At 63.5% G+C, this 16,445-nt stretch carries 16 protein-coding genes and 1 pseudogene; 7 read left to right on the top strand and 10 right to left on the bottom strand.

What is annotated here, in order from left to right; genetic code table 11:
• Genes AC0V7N_RS04850 through AC0V7N_RS04840 form a run of 3 tightly spaced genes read right to left on the bottom strand, consistent with a single transcriptional unit; the run spans position 1 to position 3,111 of the window.
• Positions 1 to 1,512: an RnfABCDGE type electron transport complex subunit D gene (locus AC0V7N_RS04850; protein WP_475455204.1), complete on the bottom strand. Its 1,512-nt coding sequence runs from the start codon at positions 1,510 to 1,512 to the stop codon at positions 1 to 3.
• On the bottom strand, positions 1,509 to 2,225 hold the full coding sequence (locus tag AC0V7N_RS04845; RefSeq protein WP_475455202.1) for an FAD:protein FMN transferase: 717 nt from the start codon (positions 2,223 to 2,225) through the stop codon (positions 1,509 to 1,511). Before AC0V7N_RS04845 ends, AC0V7N_RS04850 begins: the two co-directional genes overlap by 4 nt.
• A gap of 31 nt (positions 2,226 to 2,256) precedes the next feature.
• Positions 2,257 to 3,111, bottom strand: a complete 855-nt coding sequence (locus AC0V7N_RS04840; protein WP_475455200.1) for an FMN-binding protein — start codon at positions 3,109 to 3,111, stop codon at positions 2,257 to 2,259.
• A gap of 248 nt (positions 3,112 to 3,359) precedes the next feature.
• On the opposite strand from AC0V7N_RS04840, the gene AC0V7N_RS04835 reads away from it, so the two are divergent.
• Together AC0V7N_RS04835 and AC0V7N_RS04830 are read left to right on the top strand one after the other, a co-directional pair.
• Complete coding sequence (locus AC0V7N_RS04835; RefSeq protein WP_475455198.1) at positions 3,360 to 5,042, top strand: FAD-dependent oxidoreductase; 1,683 nt, start codon at positions 3,360 to 3,362, stop codon at positions 5,040 to 5,042.
• Between the two features lie 70 nt (positions 5,043 to 5,112).
• Positions 5,113 to 5,421, top strand: a complete 309-nt coding sequence (locus AC0V7N_RS04830) for a UBP-type zinc finger domain-containing protein (RefSeq protein WP_015314705.1) — start codon at positions 5,113 to 5,115, stop codon at positions 5,419 to 5,421.
• 211 nt (positions 5,422 to 5,632) lie between these two features.
• Here AC0V7N_RS04830 and AC0V7N_RS04825 read toward each other — a convergent pair whose 3' ends face one another.
• The 3 genes from AC0V7N_RS04825 to AC0V7N_RS04815 form a co-directional block, all read right to left on the bottom strand.
• The gene (locus AC0V7N_RS04825) at positions 5,633 to 6,580 is read right to left on the bottom strand and encodes an IS630 family transposase (protein ID WP_475455195.1); all 948 of its coding nucleotides are present in this window, start codon (positions 6,578 to 6,580) and stop codon (positions 5,633 to 5,635) included.
• A gap of 193 nt (positions 6,581 to 6,773) precedes the next feature.
• The gene (locus AC0V7N_RS04820; protein WP_475455193.1) at positions 6,774 to 6,947 is read right to left on the bottom strand and encodes a hypothetical protein; all 174 of its coding nucleotides are present in this window, start codon (positions 6,945 to 6,947) and stop codon (positions 6,774 to 6,776) included.
• Between the two features lie 185 nt (positions 6,948 to 7,132).
• Positions 7,133 to 7,615 (bottom strand): DUF2127 domain-containing protein, encoded by a 483-nt coding sequence (locus AC0V7N_RS04815; protein ID WP_475455191.1) that lies wholly within the window; start codon positions 7,613 to 7,615, stop codon positions 7,133 to 7,135.
• 37 nt (positions 7,616 to 7,652) lie between these two features.
• On the opposite strand from AC0V7N_RS04815, the gene AC0V7N_RS04810 reads away from it, so the two are divergent.
• On the top strand, positions 7,653 to 8,195 hold the full coding sequence (locus tag AC0V7N_RS04810) for a phosphatase PAP2 family protein (RefSeq protein WP_475455189.1): 543 nt from the start codon (positions 7,653 to 7,655) through the stop codon (positions 8,193 to 8,195).
• Between the two features lie 73 nt (positions 8,196 to 8,268).
• Here the strand turns inward: AC0V7N_RS04810 and AC0V7N_RS04805 are convergent, their stop codons facing one another.
• The 3 genes and pseudogenes from AC0V7N_RS04805 to AC0V7N_RS04795 form a co-directional block, all read right to left on the bottom strand.
• Positions 8,269 to 8,649: a YkvA family protein gene (locus tag AC0V7N_RS04805; protein WP_475455187.1), complete on the bottom strand. Its 381-nt coding sequence runs from the start codon at positions 8,647 to 8,649 to the stop codon at positions 8,269 to 8,271.
• Between the two features lie 152 nt (positions 8,650 to 8,801).
• The gene (locus tag AC0V7N_RS04800) at positions 8,802 to 8,981 is read right to left on the bottom strand and encodes a hypothetical protein (RefSeq protein ID WP_475455185.1); all 180 of its coding nucleotides are present in this window, start codon (positions 8,979 to 8,981) and stop codon (positions 8,802 to 8,804) included.
• A gap of 100 nt (positions 8,982 to 9,081) precedes the next feature.
• Positions 9,082 to 11,093, bottom strand: a pseudogene (locus tag AC0V7N_RS04795) (BTAD domain-containing putative transcriptional regulator).
• 216 nt (positions 11,094 to 11,309) lie between these two features.
• Here AC0V7N_RS04795 and AC0V7N_RS04790 point away from each other — a divergent pair.
• From AC0V7N_RS04790 to AC0V7N_RS04780, 3 genes are all read left to right on the top strand, one after another.
• Entirely contained in the window at positions 11,310 to 12,398 is a 1,089-nt protein-coding gene (locus AC0V7N_RS04790; RefSeq protein WP_475455181.1) for a PLP-dependent cysteine synthase family protein, read from the top strand.
• Positions 12,399 to 12,410: 12 nt separating this feature from the next.
• Complete coding sequence (locus tag AC0V7N_RS04785; protein WP_475455179.1) at positions 12,411 to 13,898, top strand: pyridoxal phosphate-dependent decarboxylase family protein; 1,488 nt, start codon at positions 12,411 to 12,413, stop codon at positions 13,896 to 13,898.
• 67 nt (positions 13,899 to 13,965) lie between these two features.
• Positions 13,966 to 14,322 carry a hypothetical protein gene (locus tag AC0V7N_RS04780; protein WP_475455177.1) on the top strand — a complete coding sequence of 119 codons (357 nt, stop codon included), beginning with the start codon at positions 13,966 to 13,968 and terminating at the stop codon, positions 14,320 to 14,322.
• Positions 14,323 to 14,349: 27 nt separating this feature from the next.
• Here AC0V7N_RS04780 and AC0V7N_RS04775 read toward each other — a convergent pair whose 3' ends face one another.
• Positions 14,350 to 15,858 (bottom strand): winged helix-turn-helix domain-containing tetratricopeptide repeat protein, encoded by a 1,509-nt coding sequence (locus tag AC0V7N_RS04775; RefSeq protein WP_475455175.1) that lies wholly within the window; start codon positions 15,856 to 15,858, stop codon positions 14,350 to 14,352.
• A gap of 233 nt (positions 15,859 to 16,091) precedes the next feature.
• Between AC0V7N_RS04775 and AC0V7N_RS04770 the strand changes: the two genes are divergently transcribed.
• Complete coding sequence (locus AC0V7N_RS04770; RefSeq protein WP_475455173.1) at positions 16,092 to 16,340, top strand: DUF1127 domain-containing protein; 249 nt, start codon at positions 16,092 to 16,094, stop codon at positions 16,338 to 16,340.
• Positions 16,341 to 16,445 lie beyond the last annotated feature (105 nt).

The following is a 16,445-nucleotide window of genomic DNA, read 5'->3' as shown; positions in this document are numbered from 1 at the left end:
TCAGGCAAAGCCCGGGAAATAATCGACCTTTATCCTCGAACGGCGAACGCCCATGGCCAGCAGCGTGTCGCGCAGCGCCTGGACCATGGCCTGGGGGCCGGAAATGTAGAAGGTCCGCTCCAGATAGTCGGGGATGGCGAGGCGCACCAGCCGCGCGTCGATATAGCCGGCATACTGGCCGCGCTCGGCCCCCCGGGCCACGGCAAAGACTGTCCTGATGCCCAGTTCCCGCCTCGCCGCGCCGAGCACATCGCGATAGGCGATGTCCTGCTGGGTCTCGGCTCCGTAGAGGACGACGATCGGCCGCTTTTCATGGCTGTCAATGAGATATTGCAGCATCGAGCGGAATGGCGTGATGCCGATGCCGCCTGCCAGGAAGGCAATCTTGATCTGGGGATTGGCCGGCAAGGTGAAGTCGCCCGCCAGTTGGGAGGCGTGGATCGTGCTGCCTGGCTTCATCGTGCCTAGCATCTGCTTGAAAGCGCTCGATTGCGGATAGAACTTGACGCCAAGTCGTATGGATTGCTCCGTGGGCGCCGATGCGACCGTGAAATAGCGGCGGTTGCCGCGATTGTCCGATCGGTCGAGACCAAGCGTCCATTCCAGATACTGTCCAGCCTGGAAGGCAAGCTTTCGCGGTGAGCTGAAGATGAAATCGTAGCTGTCTACGGCCGATTGCTCGATGCGTTCGAGCGTCAGCACGAAACGCCCTTTCGGGCTCACGGCGTAGGCGAAGAGGTTGCCCGCCAGAAGTGCCAGCTCGGGCGTGAAGTAGAGCGAGCCGACATGGATGTTGGGAGCGAACAGAAAGCCGACGATGGCGGCGAAGGCGATGCGCGGCCACCGTGTCGTCGGCGCCGTCAGCGGCTCGGTCAGCATCACGAAGGCGAAGAACAGCAGCGGCGATGAGCCCAGCGTCTCCGTCAACGCGGTGGCGTATTGCGACGGCTCGGTGGTTGCCAGGATTGTCGCCAGCGCGACGACACCGAAGGTGACGACCAGATCGAGCCGGCGCAGCTTGCGCACGATGAGGATGCCGCCGGCAAGCACGACGGGAAGCAATGGCAAATTGCCGCCCACCCACCAGGTAGCCGGCTGGTCGAGAAGCAGCGCCGTCAGCGCCACACCCAGCGCGGCCGGATTGAACAGGTGCGTCCTGCCGATGGCGAGGATGAACTTGGATGAAATCGCCCAGACGCAGGCGAACACCACTGCGCAAATCCCCTTGAAATCCGTAGCGGCCACCGGATCGAGGATGAGTGCCAGGATGAGGGCTGTGATGTAGACGGACTCGTTGTTGGCCGGAACCTTGAAGACGGCAGCAAAAACCCTGTTGGTGATCCAGCAGGCGGCCAGCATCAGCCCCGTCGTGAAGGCGAGCGCGACCGGATCATGCGGCACAAGTTTGAAGAAGCCGAGTACAAGAGCCGTACCCAGCAAGGCGATTAGATAGTAGAGGACCAGCCGATACATGGTCTGGTGGTCGAGAAATCGGTCGATGGACTTGATCATGATTGGCAAAAGGCTCCGAAGCCGCTTGTCGGCGTGGCACGGCCGTTGCTGCCGACGACGTAGCCCTCAAGGCCAGGCGTCTGTTCGAGAAAGAGAATGCCATCCTGGCCCATGGCGAAGGCGGCGGTGGCGAAACGGTCGGCCTCGAACACATCCGCGCCGATAACGGTCAAGCTGACGATCTCGCTGATGGGGCCGCCAATCCCAAGCGGATTGTAGATGTGCTGCCCGCGCACATAGGTGCCTGACGTCGCGATGCCGTGCCCACGCGGATAGACGATCTTGATGATCTCATCGGCCTTGAAGGGGTTGCGGATGCCGACGCTCCAGTCGAGGCCCGAAGCATTCCTGCCGCGGGACTGGATGTCGCCGCCCGCCTCGATGAAGAAATCGCCGACGCCGGCCTCGCGAACGATCCCGGCCGCATTGCGGATAGCCCAGCCCTTGACGATGCCTGATGGGTCCAGCGACCCGTCAGGCTTGCGAATGTCGAAATATCCATCCGTCTCATTTTTTGTCTTTGCTGCGAGAGCCATCACTTCCATCATCTCGCCGCTCCAGTCGCGGACAGGAAGGTCGCCACGGTTGATGGCCGAAATCTCGCTGTCGGTCCTGTAGGTGCTAAAGCGCCGGTCGATGTGCTCGAAGTAGTCGAAGACCGTGTCGACAAGGCCGCTGTCTGAGGCGCCGCCGATGTCGACGGTGATGGGCATGCCCATCAAGATCCTGGTGTCGCGCATGGAACTAGGAGGATGCTTGCTTCAATGCGCCGCCGAGCGACTGTCTGAAGGCCCTGCTGGTCAGCGTGGCGCCCGAAATGATGTCGACATTGGCGCTTTGCGCGCTGATCGCCTCGTCACGCAACATCGGCAGCGCTTGCCTGTTGATGCTGATCGAGGTGCGGCGGTCACTCGGGTATTTCAGCACCTTGAGCGCGGTGAGACGGCCGCCTTGTATGGATGCTTGAATCTGAATGAGGCCGTAATAGGCATCGGTGACAGGACCGGTGTAGGTGCCATCGGCAAAGCCATGCCCCGCCGGCTTTGTGCTATTACCCACGGTCGTCTTCATGCCGGCTTTGATGACGCGGGCGGCTGCTTGCGGATTGTTCGGCCTCGGTTGGGGAATGGGGATGTAGACGGCCGGGGTTACGGCGAAGGACGCTGCTTGCGGCGCGGCATCGGCGACGAGCTGGGCCGGCGTCTGTTCTGGCGCTGGCGCGGTCGAAAACTGCGGCTGGCTGGCTGCAATTGGCTGCTCCCCGGCGGCTGCCGGCTTTGCCGCTTGCTGCTTCGGGGCGGGCGCGGCGATCGCGCCGGTGATTTCGCTGCCGACTGTGGCCGGTCGGGTTGCCGGCGGCTCAAGCCGCACGCCCTGCCGTTCGATCGCGGGAGCGGTCAAGGCGAATGGCGCAACGGCGCCGGCCCGAGCAGGTGCTGGATCGAGCGGCGTCTGCAACACGCTGTCCTTGGTGGCATTGGCGGGCCCAGCAGCGTCGATCAGGTCGCCGGCAGGACCCTTGCCTGCCTGGTCCCATACATAGGCTACATAGGCGCCTGAGGACGCGATTACGAAAAGGGACAGGGCAATCTGTTTCATGGGCTCGTTCCACCTTGAATCCCGTGCCTGCGAATCGGCTTCGCGGCAATTCGGCGACAATGTCTCACGACGCAGCTGACAATTGGCTGTCAGGCGCTGACGACCCGTCGACAGGACCGATCCTTGAGCCCCCAGTCGTCATCTCGGAACGAACAGGGCGACGGCGGCCGTCCACCAAACCTGCCCTCGCGGCTAGTCCCTGAACAAACCGCTTCAAACCGAGCCACGGCTTCGCTACGCTTGCGGCCATGTCTCAATCCAGCACAGCAATCTTCGGCGCCCGTCGCGACCAGGCCTTTCCAACGCTCACCGAGGCCGACATCGAGCGCATGCGCCGGTTCGGCGAGGCCAGCGCCTATGCCGCCGGCGAGCACATCATCAAGGCCGGCGATGTCGCGCCCGGCCTGATCGTCGTGCTGTCTGGCAAGGTCGACATCACCCAGGATGGCCTCGGCCGGCGCGAGACGATCGTCACCCATGGTCCGGGCAGCTTCGTCGGCGAGCTGGCCCAGCTTTCTGCCCGCCCATCTTTGGTCAATGCCGAGGCCGCCGAACCGGTCGAGGCCTTCGTCATCCCCTCGCAGCGCGTGCGCGACCTGATGGTACAGGAGGCCAATCTCGGCGAGCGCATCATGCGGGCGCTGATCCTGCGCCGTGTCGGGCTCCTGGAAAGCGCCACCAGCGGGCCGATCATCATCGGACCATCAGGCAATGCCGACGTGTTGCGGCTGCAAGGTTTTTTGGCCCGCAGCGGCCAGCCGCACCGCGTGCTCGATTCCGGCAGTGACCCCTGCGCCAAAACCCTGGTCGAGCGCTTCGACGTCGACCCGCATCATCTGCCGGTGGTGTTGTGCCCCAACGGCCGGCTGCTGATGAATCCCGGCGAGAAGGACCTCGCCCGCTGCATCGGCCTGCTCAGGCCGATCGATGCCGATACGCTGTATGACGTGGCGATTGTCGGCGCCGGTCCGGCGGGGCTGGCGGCCGCCGTCTATGCGGCCTCCGAAGGGCTGTCGACCATCGTGCTCGATTGCCGGGCCTTCGGCGGGCAGGCCGGCGCGTCCTCGCGCATAGAAAACTATCTCGGCTTCCCCACAGGCATTACCGGCATGGCGCTGATGGCACGTGCCTACAACCAGGCCCAGAAATTCGGCGTCGAAATGGTGATCCCCGACGAGGCGAAGCTGTTGAGCGCCGCGACCGACAATTCTGGCGCCCGCTACCTGCTCGATGTCGGCGATGGCGAGACCGTGCGCACGCGCAGCGTGGTCATCGCCAGCGGCGCGCGCTATCGGCGTCTCGATGTCGCCAACCTGTCGCAGTTCGAGGGAACGTCGGTCCACTATTGGGCCTCGCCCATCGAAGGGCGGCTTTGCGCCGGGCAGGAAGTGGCACTGGTCGGCGCCGGCAATTCGGCGGGCCAGGCGGCGGTCTACCTCGCCAGCCATGCGCGCAAGGTGGCGCTGTTGGCGCGCGGCGGCAGCCTCGATGCCTCGATGTCGCGCTATCTGGTCGAGCGCATCAAGGCACAGCCCAACATCGAGGTGCTGACCGAGACCGAAATCGAGGCGCTGGAGGGCGAGGACGGCAATCTTGCCACGGTGCGCTGGCGCAACCGCGTCAGCGGCGAAGAAACGACGCGCCCGATCCGCCATCTCTTCCTGTTCATCGGCGCCGACCCCAACACGGACTGGCTGGCGCAATGCAACGTGGCGCTGGATGCCAAGGGGTTCATCCGCACCGGATCGGAGCTGGGGCCGGAACACGGCCTGATGGAGACCAGCCGCAGCGGCGTTTTCGCCATCGGCGATGTGCGCTGCGGTTCGGTCAAGCGCGTCGCGGCGGCCGTCGGCGAGGGTGCCCAGGTTGTCGCGGCACTGCATGCTTATCTTGCGCAGGACGGCAGCCAGGCCGTCGCGCCTCAAGTATGATCCCGAAAAGTGGGAACCGGTTTTCGGAAAAAGATCATACTTCAACAGAGAAATAGTTCGGGAGAGTGTGATGGCGGATGAATGCAAACATGCGGCTGGAATCAAGGACGTCACGCCGAGCGCGCTCGGCTGCGAGGAATGCCTGAAGAGCGGCTCGTGGTGGGTGCATCTGCGGCTCTGCCGCACCTGCGGCCATGTCGGCTGCTGCGACGACTCGCCCAACCGTCACGCAACAAAACATTTTCACGCCACCAGCCATCCCGTCATCGAGGGCTACGATCCGCCGGAAGGCTGGGGATGGTGCTATGTCGACGAGGTCTTTCTCGACCTCGGTGATCGCACGACACCGCAGAACGGTCCGATCCCAAGGTTTTATTGAGGGAGCGTACTCCAGTCGGAACCACGCTTCGTCATCCTAGGGTGGAGCAGTCGCGAAGCGACGTCGCGGAAACCCTAGGATCCATGCCGTAACCTAGCGGCCGTGCTCCAACGGTTAAGAATGATCGCTGCTGGCGAGAGCTCATCGATCAGCGTAACATATTGATTCGTAGCGCTTTTGACCGACGTCACGGAATGGATTCTAGAGCGTTTCACGTTTTGACGGAAGCGTAGCCGGCGTTTACGAAGTAGTTCCTGCATTCGGCCGCCTCGATGGTTTCGACGAGGTGGCCGATGTGGCGCCATGTGTCCTCAACGGTGCGTTTCTGAGCTTGGCGCATCCAGTGTTTGATCTTGGCGAAGGCCTGCTCGATCGGATTGAGATCCGGAGAGTAGGGCGGCAGGTACCAGAGCCTGGCACCGGCAGCCTTGATCATCTGCCTGATAGCCGCCGACTTATGGCTTCCCAGATTATCCATGACGACGATGTCGCCGGGCTTCAGCACGGTGATGAGTTGCTGCTCGACATAAGCGCGGAAGCATTGGCCATTGATCGGGCCGTCGAAGACGCAAGGCGCTGTGAGCCGATCCCAGCGCAGCGCGCCGAGGAAGGTCAGCGTGCGCCAGTGACCGTGCGGAGCCAAGCCGCGCAGCCGCTTGCCCTTCGGCCCCCAACCTCGCAGCGGAGCCATGTTGGTCTTGATCCAGGTCTCATCGATGAAGACCAGGCATTGTGGATCGAGGCCGGTCTGCCAGGATCGCCATCGCTGACGCCTGCGGGCAATATCGGCGCGTGCCTGCTCAAGGGCGAACAGCGTTTTTTTGAAGCTTAGGCCCTCGCGGCGCAGGAACATCCAGACCGTATTGTGCGAGACCTTGATCCCGCGCGCATCCAACTCGTCCTTTAGCCGATGCAGCGTCAGTTCAGAGGTCTGATTGATCCGCTCCACGATGAAGGCCCGATGCGGCTCCAGAACGCGCTTGCGGTGCCCGCCCATCTTGCCCGGCGCCACCGAGCCGCTGGCACGGTAACGCTGCGACCACTTCACTACAGAGGAAACCGCAACGCCAAAGCGCGATGCCACCGCACGGCAGTTCTCGCCGGCGCCAACTGCCTCAACAACACGCTCACGAAGATCGTTTGAAAGCGCTCGCGTCATCAGATGCTGGCCTCCATCCAGCCAGCATCTTGAATCACAAACCACCTTCTTTGGGAATCCTACGATTCTCTCAAAATAGGAAACGCTCTAGGGTCTCCGCGACGGAGCTTCGCTCCTGCTGCGCCCTAGGATGACGAAGTTGGGGAGGCCTCGGTCAATCGCGAATCGCATGCGCCGCGAATCGCATCTGCGCTCAGCCCCGCTTTGGCGTCACCGGCGCGGGTGTCGGATTGTCGACGCTGTTTTCGTTCACCTGGAAGGCTTTGCCATCAACCTTCTTTTTCTTCAGGTCGTCACCGGTCTCGGGCTGCGGCGGGTGCTTGGGATTTTGTTCGGTGTTGTCGTTGATATCGAAAGCTCTGGTCATCATGTCCTCCAGGGGCTGTCCTGGAAGACAATGTTCGACGGCGCGCAGGGTTCCGCCGGCAAAGCAGGGCGCTTGTGATCAGCCGTTTGTAGCCGGACCGCAGCAGCGCCTACCGTCGATCCGTCGGTCCATTTTGTGCCGGCGTTCAGGAAACAGGGATATTAACAATGCCGGCGGCTCAACCGTCATGCCGGCTTGTGCTGCCGCACGATCCTCCACTCATGCCAGATCAACACCATGACGACCGCATCGAAGACGGTCAGGACCAGCAGGCCGAATGAATGGGTGTATGAGTAGCGGTAGACTTGATAGATCATGAACAAGCCCAAGGCCGCGAGCGAGGCTGGGTAAGACCAGAGCTTGCCTCTCAAAAGCCCGACAACCAGGGCCAGCTTTATCAGACCGTGGCTGAGCAGGTAGAAGGCGTAGAACTCCTTGCTGGCGATCGAAAAATGGCTTGCCATCTGCGACAGATGGCCGGCTATGAAATCGTTCGGATCTTCGATCAATTCCTCTGCGGTGAGGGTATTGACCCAGGAGGCGATGGTATCGGCCGTGACGACATAGAGCAGAACCCCACCCAGGCATTCGATCAGGGCATGCGCGCCCTTAAGCCATACGCTGACTTCGAAGATCTGATGGATGCGGTATTCATCGACGGGTTTCAAAATCCACCTCACGATCGACTAAGGAAACCGACGCTAAATGGATGCAGCTTTAACGCAATGGATAAACGCCGGGGCCGGGATCAGCCCATTTCTTGATAAGGCAATGATCGGCGTCTCACAAATCGGCGTTCCGCTCATGGTGCTGGCGGTGGTCTTGCAATGGTGGGCCATGGCCGACCGGTACCATGTCCGTCATGCGGCAGTATCAGCCGGTCTGGCGTTCCTGCTGGGGCTTGCGGTCAACCAGTTCATTCTGCTCTTCGTGCATCGGATACGGCCCTACGATGCCGGCGTGATACATCTGTTGATTGCCCCAAGCGCCGACTGGTCATTCCCGTCCGATCACGCGACGGCCACCATTGCGATCGTTGCGGCCTTTGCGATGCAAGGCCTCCCTCGCCGGACGATTGCGCTGTTCGCCATGGCGTTCCTGATCTGCTGGTCGAGAATCTACATCGGAACGCACTACCTGACAGACGTTATCGGTGGGGCCATAACCGGTGTCCTGGGTGCTATTGTGGTGCGACTGGCTTACCGCGAGAACTCGCGGCTGGACAAACTGGTGACCAAAATTCTTTAGCCAGGCACTGCTCAAAGACGCGTTCGGGGACGCGATCGAACTGTTTCCACGCGACGGGAGGCGGCTTCAAAGATCAGCTCACGAAATATCGATACCCCAGCCATCCCGCCAGCGCGACCGAAGCGACCCAGATACAGGCGATGATCATCGCCGCGCTGCGGCTCACGGGCCTGTCGACGGCCAGGGCAGCGGCCTCCCTGTGTTCTGCCATGACCTCAGGCGGTATCATCTTGACCACGGCAAGGATGCCCAAGGGGACCAGGATCGCATCGTCGAGGTAGCCAACCACGGGGATGAAATCGGGAATCAGGTCGATCGGCGACAGCGCGTAGCCTGCGACACACACGGCAAGCGCCTTGGCATACCACGGCGTGCGGGGATCGCGCGCGGCGAGGTAGAGCGCATGCACGTCGCGCTTGATCGTTCGTGCCCATTCATTCAGTGTCGGAGCCATTGGCGACCTTAGCGCCAAATGATGACCCGCCGATAGCGCACGCCAGCCGCCTGGCACTCCTGCCTGGCATCCGCCTCGAAGAGCTGACGGACCTTTTGTTAAGGCATTGTCCTGGTTCGGGACTTCCCGATAGGCGCTTAGAGCCGCTCCGTCTATCGCACGGACCCTGTGACCGTGCGGTCGACGTCGGGAACGGATTTGCGGTCGTTGCCGGCAAGGGCGGCGATGATCAGCAGGCTGGCGACCACCGGGACGAACAGGATGGCGACGCGGGCCTGTACATAAAAAATGGCACGCCATTCACTGCTGCGCTTGTCGGGGCTGTCGCTCATTGTACTCACTTTGCCATGGACCCCCCGAGAGGTCACATAGAGGTGAAACTGTTAAGCAACTCCTTCCGACTTCGTTAACGGGCGGACTTCGAGCGCGAAATCAGCTGAGCCCGATCCGTCTGGCGCCTTGCCGGAACAGCGCCTCGGCATCCGGCTCGAAGCGGAAGGTGCCGATGAAATCGTCGGCGCGGTAGTCCGGCAATGTCTTGCGGATGGCGGCGGCAAAGCCGTGGGCCTCGTCGAGCCGGCCGGCCAGCGCCAGGCAGTGCGCGGCGATCGCCAGGATGATGGTGTGCGCATTCGGCCGTGCGGCTGCCTTCAGCGCCCAGTCGGCCGCCTCCTCGAACTGGCCGAGCCGGACATGCGACATGGCGCGCGCCCCCAGCATGCCGAACAGCAGCGGGTCGAAGGGGCTCAAATGACGCGAATGGTCGGAGGAGCTTATCGCCGCTTGCGGGTCGCCCGATTGTGAATGGACGAAGGACAGCGCGTAATGGCCGAGCGCGAAATTCGGGCTGAGATCCACCGCCCGTTCCAGTTCGAGCAGAGAGCCGTCCTGCTCGCCGCGCAGCCACAGCGCCCGGCCCATCGCCCAGTGCGCCGCTGGATTGTGGTCGTCGACCAAAAGGCTGTGGCCGGCGCTCTCATAGGCCAGCGCGCTTTCGCGGTCGCGGTCGCCCCAGCGCTGGAAGGCATTTTGCCAGTGGGTGAAGGACAGGCCGGCATAGGCGCGGGCAAAGGTCGGGTCGAGCTGCAAAGCCCTGTCGAAGAAATGCCGCGCCTGCTCGTTCTCGGCCTGGGTGAAGCGGTACATGTGCCAGAGGCCGCGATGATAGGCCTCCCAGGCGTTGAGCGAGTTGGGCGCCTTCAGCATGGCGCGGTTGCGCTCGACCGTTTCGATCTCGGCCGAGATCGACGAGACGATGCTGTCGCCGATATCGTCGAGCACGGCAAAGAGGTCGTCGGGCCGGCGCTCGAACGTGTCGGCCCAGACGATCCTGGCCGTGCGCACCTCGATCAGCTCGACGCTGACAATCAGGCGGCCGGCCGTGCTGCGCACCGTGCCGGTGGCGACATAGTCGACATTGAGTTTCCTGCCGGCCTCCTCCGGCGCGATGGTCTTTTCGGCCAGCGCGAACACCGACCCACGCGCGATGACGAAGAAATCCCTGAGCTTGGCGAGACGGGTGATGATGTCGTGGGTGAAACCGTCGGCCAGCCCGCCACACGCACCGCTTTCGTCGACAAACGGCATGATGGCCAGGGAAGCGTGACTGGGTTCGACCGGGCCGGCATCGCCTGATGTGGCCACCAACTGCGATATTGTGGACAGGCAGGCCGGCTGCGCCTGCGAGGCTCGTTGGTCGCGGATCGCCCGCCAGGCCGCGCGAAGCGGCGCGAAATCCAGGTCCTCCGACTGAAACAACCGTTCCGCCGAAGCCAGGTGCTGCTCGGCCGCGGCGATTTCGCCGCGCCGGGCGAGACTGGCCAGCAGTGCCGCATGCGCACGTCCATCGAACGGCGCCAGTTCCACCCATGTGTCGAGATAGGCGACAGCCTCGTTGCCATCCGCCGGCAGGCTGGCGACAAGCTGTTCCAATATGGCGGCGTGGCATGCGTGAAAACGCCGGCGCTGGGCGATCAGCCAGCTGTCGAAGAGCGGGCTGCGCTCGAGCTCCAGCCCGTCGAGCAGATCGCCAACGAACAGTTTCGCTAGTAACCGTAGCTGCTCCATGTCGAGCGTGCCGATCCCTTGCGCGGCGGTACGGCTGATCTCCAGCGCATCGACGAAACAGCCGTCGAGATCAAGCGCGACCGTATCGCCTTGTGTGGTGACCCGATGCCGGTCCGGCGTGTCGAGGGCGGCGCGCAACTTGCTCAGGCACCAGCGCAACTCGCCGCGGGGATCGTTGGGCACATCCCACAGCAGTTCGCACAGGCGGCTGCGCCCACGGCGTGCGGCGCCAGCGCCAGATAGGCAAACAGCGCGCGCAGCTTGCGCGATGCGGGCAGGGTCACCGGCACGCCGTCACGCATGATTTCCAGCGGTCCGAGCAGGCGCACGGACAGGCGCTGCCTATCGCCGTCCAGCCTTGATGGTGCGGATTCCACGTCCGTTTCCACGCCTGCTCCCACGCTGGCCTGTCGGCCCTTGCTCTATCACCAAACACGACACGGCGCATCCGGCGGCGAATTTCGCGCCGGCAGCGGCTGCTGCCGCATCGCCGGCACGTCAGTCCTAGCGTGGCTAGGTCTCGAAACCTCGCCGCCCAAGCCGCCGGTCTGTAACCGGCCTGTGAAGATGAAACACGATCGAGGAGATCAAAGATGTTGAATAAGCAGAAAATCAGGACCACGGCCGGGCGCGGCCGCCTGTTCGACAGCATTCTGGACACCGTCGGCGACACGCCGGCGATCCGCATCAACAATCTCGCACCGGCCCATGCGACGATCTACGTCAAGGCCGAGTTCTTCAACCCCGCCGCCTCGGTGAAGGACCGGCTGGCGCTCAACATCATCGAGGAGGGTGAGCGAAGCGGCGCGTTGAAGCCCGGCCAGACCGTGGTCGAAGCAACCAGCGGCAACACCGGCATTGGCCTCGCCATGGTCTGCGCGCAGAAAGGCTATCCGCTGGTCGTCACCATGGCCGACAGCTTTTCGGTCGAGCGCCGCAAGCTGATGCGCATGCTGGGCGCCAAGGTGGTGCTGACGCCGCGCGCCGAAAAGGGTTTCGGCATGTACAAGAAGGCGGTGGAGCTGGCCGAGGCGAATGGCTGGTTCCTCGCCCGCCAGTTCGAAACCGCCGCCAACGCCGCCATCCACGAAGCGACCACGGCACGCGAGATCGTCAATGATTTCGCCGGCTCGCGGCTCGACTGCTTCGTCACCGGCTACGGCACCGGCGGCACCGTCGTCGGCGTGGCGCGCGTGCTGCGCCGCGAGCGGCCGGAGACCCGCATCGTGCTCTCCGAGCCGGCCAACGCGCAGCTCATCGGCAGTGGCAAGGCGCAACAGCGCGGTGCCGGTGGTGCCCCTGCCGCCAGCCATCCGGCCTTCGAGCCGCATCCTGTCCAGGGCTGGACGCCGGACTTCATCCCCAACGTGCTGCAGGAAGCGATCGACGCCAGCCTCTATGACGAGGTGATGCCGATTGCCGGGCCTGAAGGCATCAAATGGGCCAAGGCCCTGGCGCAGAAGGAAGGCATCTTCACCGGCATTTCCGGCGGCGCCACCTTCGCCGTGGCGCGGCAGGTCGCGGAGAAGGCGCCGGCCGGATCGGTGATCCTGTGCATGCTGCCCGACACCGGCGAGAGATATATGTCGACGCCGCTGTTCGACGGCATCGAGGCCGAAATGGATGCCGACGAGATGGCGCTGTCGCGCTCGACGCCCGGCTGCCAGTTCCCGGCGGTTTGAAGGAGACCGGTCATGGATATCGCGCAGGAAACCCTTGGGCTGGTGGCCGAGGAAACGCTTGACCCCGCCGACTGGGCCGCTGTCCAGGCCCTGTCGCACCAGGTCATCGACGATGCCGTCGATTATCTCAGCGATATCCGGGACCGTCCGGTCTGGCGGGAGATGCCGGCGGAGGTGAGAGAGACCTTCGCGGCACCCCTGCCGCGATCGCCGGCGCCGCTGGCCGCTGTCTATGACGAGGTCTCGCGCACCGTGATGTCCTACCCGATGGGCAACATCCATCCGCGCTTCTGGGCCTGGTATATGGGGTCGAGCAACTTCACCGGCGCGCTCGGCGATTTCCTGGCGGCAATCCAGGGCTCCAATCTCGGCGGCGGCAATCACGCCGCCGGGTTGATGGACAGCCAGGTGGTCAACTGGTGCAAAGAGATGCTGAGCTTTCCCGCCTCGGCCTCCGGCACGCTGGTCAGCGGCGGCTCGATGGCCAACATCATCGGGCTGACGGTGGCGCGCAACACCAAGGCCGGCATCGACGTGCGTGAGCACGGCGTTGCGGCCATCGAAAAGCCGCTGCGCTTCTATGGCTCGGACCAGATCCATTCCTGCCACCGCAAGGCGATGGAAGCGCTCGGTCTCGGCAATAGGGCGCTGCGCCGCATCCCGACCGACGCCGGCCTGCGCATCGACATTTCGGCGTTACGCGCCGCGATCGCCGAAGACCGCGAAGCCGGCTTCAAGCCGGCCTGCGTCATCGGCAATGCCGGCACGGTCAACACCGGCGCGATCGACGATCTGCAAGCCCTGGCCAAACTCGCGCACGAGGAAGACCTCTGGTTCCATGTCGATGGCTGCATCGGCGCGCTGATTGCGATTGCGCCTGATAACGCGCATCGCGTTGCCGGCATCGAATGGGCGGATTCGGTCGCGCTCGATCCGCACAAATGGCTGCATGCGCCGTTCGAGGTCGGCTGCGCCCTGGTCAGGGACGCCGTCGCGCATCGCCGGACCTTCACGGTGACGCCGGAATATCTGGAATCGACGCCGCGCGGCCTTGCCTCCGGCGAATGGCTGCACGATTACGGCTTGCAGACGTCGCGCGGTTTTCGCGCGCTCAAAGTCTGGATGGCGCTGAAAGAGCATGGCGTCGACAAATTCGGCCGCCTGATCGACCAGAACATCGCGCAAGCCCTCTATCTCGCTGACAGGATCGAGGCCGAGCCGCTGCTAGAGCTGGCGACGCTGCCGACCATCAACATCGTCTGCTTCCGCTACCAGCCGGGGCTCCACGGCGAGGCTCTCAAGGCGCTCAACACCGAGATCATGCTGCGGCTGCAGGAACAGGGCATTGCCGCCCTCTCCGACACCACCGTGCATGGCGAACACTGGCTGCGTGTGGCGATCGCCAATCATCGCACACGGCGCGACGATCTCGACCTTCTGGTCGCGGAAACGGTGCGGCTGGGGCGGGAAATCGCGGCGGAGGGCTCCTGCGCGAAATAGGTCAGAACGCGAGCGACAGGCATGGGCGGCCATGCGATTCTGCGGCGGTGATTCGGGAGGTCCGACCGTGACGCTGTTTCGTATGGCCGTGCTTGCGGCGCTGGTCTGCACCCATTCGGCCGAGGCCGCCGACATGGCCTTCTTCGTCAAGAACCTGCGCAAGGAGGGGGTTGCGGTCGAACTGTTCAGCCGCGACCGCGAGACGGTCTGGCCGGGCAACGGCAAGGTGTTCATGATCGACCCGAATTCCCAGAAATCGGTGCCGCTGTCCTGCAATTCCGGAGAGCGCATCTGCTATGGCGCCTGGGTCGACGGCAACGACCAAATCTCCGCCGGCGTCGGGCCTGATAACGATCAGCCTTGCGACAACTGTTGCTTCATCTGTGTGGAACACACGACCGAGACGATCGATCTGGTACCGTGATTGGGACCTCTGCGCCCGCGCAGCAGATCACTCCGGCAGACCGGCCTTGCGAAAACCATCGACGAAATGCTCGAGCATAGCTGCGTCGCGGAATGGCTCCGTCCAGACCCAGTGGCTGGTCGTGAAATGCGGGTTGCCGATGAGGAACATTTCGACCTCGGCGCGCGCCTCGTCGAACCGGCCGAGCTGGGCCAGGCTTGCCGCCAGGAAACGGCGTGAACTCGTGCGATAGGTCTCGTCCCGGCGCAGGGTCTCGACGGCGGCCTCGTAGTCGCGCGCCGCATATTGCGCCTGGCCAAGGGTGAGATAGTACCAGCTTGCCGGAAACGGGTTCAGCCGGAACGCCTTGCGGATCTGCTCGAGGCCCTCCTCGACCCGCCCGGCCAGGGTCGTGATGTCGGCCAGTGTCGCCCAGGCGTCTGCCTCGTTCGGGTCGAGTTCGAACGCCCTGGCGAATTCCACATCCGCCTCATCGAAGCTGTGCTCATAGGCAAGCAAATTGCCGAGCACCCAGCGGCAGCCGGCATCGTTGGGATCGATCGCCACTGCCTTGCGCGCCAGGTCCAGGGCCATGCGACGGTTGGGTTCAACCGGCTCGCCCCAATGCACCCATCCCATCCAGTGGTTCATGGCAAGCCAGCGATAGGCCTCGGCGTAGTCCGGATCGAGCGCAAGCGCGCGCGTCAGCATCAGATGCGCTTCCCGTGCCGTCTGCGGCGAATCGTCGATCAGCTTGCGTGCCCGCACGCAGAGATCGTAGGCCTCCAGATTGTTGGGCCGGTTGCGCGGCGGCGGCGCGCGCAGCCGGCCGAGCAGCGCCTCCACGATCTTGGCCGTGGCCTCGTCCTGAACGGCAAAGATATCGTCCAGGCCGCGATCGAAGCGCTCCGCCCACAGATGCTCGCCGCTCATGGCGTCGACCAGCTGTGCGTTGATGCGCACGCGGCCCGCGGCGCGTCGGGCGCTGCCCTCCAGGAGGTAGCGCACGCCAAGCTCCTCGGCGATCGCGCGCACGTCCATCGCCTTGCCCTTGTAGGCAAAGGTCGAGTTGCGCGCGATGACGAACAGGCCCGGGGCCCTCGACAGGTCGGTGATCAAATCTTCGGTCAATCCGTCAGCGAAGGCCTCCTGCTCGGGGTCGTTGCTGAGGTTGACGAAGGGCAGAACGGCTATCGACGGTTTGTCGGGCAGCGGCAAATGTTTTCGCTTCGCGCGGTCGAGCTGTTCGATGGCGCCGGTGAAGCGGTAGCCGACGCGCGGAACCGTCGATATCCATTCGCCGCCGTCGGCGGGCGGACCGAGCAGCTTGCGCAGCTGCGCGATCTGGACGGTGAGGTTGCCTTCCTCGACCGCCGTGCCCGGCCATGCCGCGTCCATCAGCTCGGCCTTTTCGAGGATTTCGCCGGGCCGTCCGACGAGCGCCGCAAGCAGCTTCAGCCCGCGATAGCCGACGGCAACGGGATCGTCGTTCCGAAGCAGCGTTCCCGCACCCGGATCAAGCACGAACGGACCAAAGGCAAAGCGCGATCCCTGCATGGGCGCATCTATAGAGCAATTCCCCGAAAAGTGTGAGGTGGTCTTTCCGGGAAAAGCACAGTGCTTTCCCAGGGAATGGCGTCAAAAACAACGAGTTAGAGCCAGTTTGGAACTTTTGAGAACTATTTGGGAGGGCTTAATTACGGCGCCGTCCGTATCCTGCAAAATCCAGCCTCATTCAGATCGTTGGCCCCTCAATTCGTATGGGGCCTCGGAAACCTATGGAGGTTGTCATGACCAATATTTTTGCATCGGCCCCGCGTCAGACAGTGCGGCGGGGAACGCCCGTCGGGCAGTCGTCGCGCCGGCGCTATAGCCTTGCGAGCCTGCGAAACACCATCGCCGCCTGGCGCAAACGGGCCTACTTTCGCTGGGATTTGAAGCGAATCTCAGACACCAATCCGCATCTGATCGACGATATCGGCCTGACCAGACGGCAGGTCGATGAAGAGATCGCCAAGCTGCCCTTCTGGCAACGCTGATGCATGTCGCCCAAAAATGATCTCGGTTTTGGGAAGACGACATGCATAAAACCAAAAGCCTAAAGCGCGACGCATCGAGTCCGTTTCGACGCGCCGCGCTTTAGG

Source organism: Mesorhizobium kamtschaticum, assembly GCF_056174585.1.
Note: the sequence above shows the minus strand (reverse complement) of the source record. Positions and strands in the feature narration are given on the sequence as shown.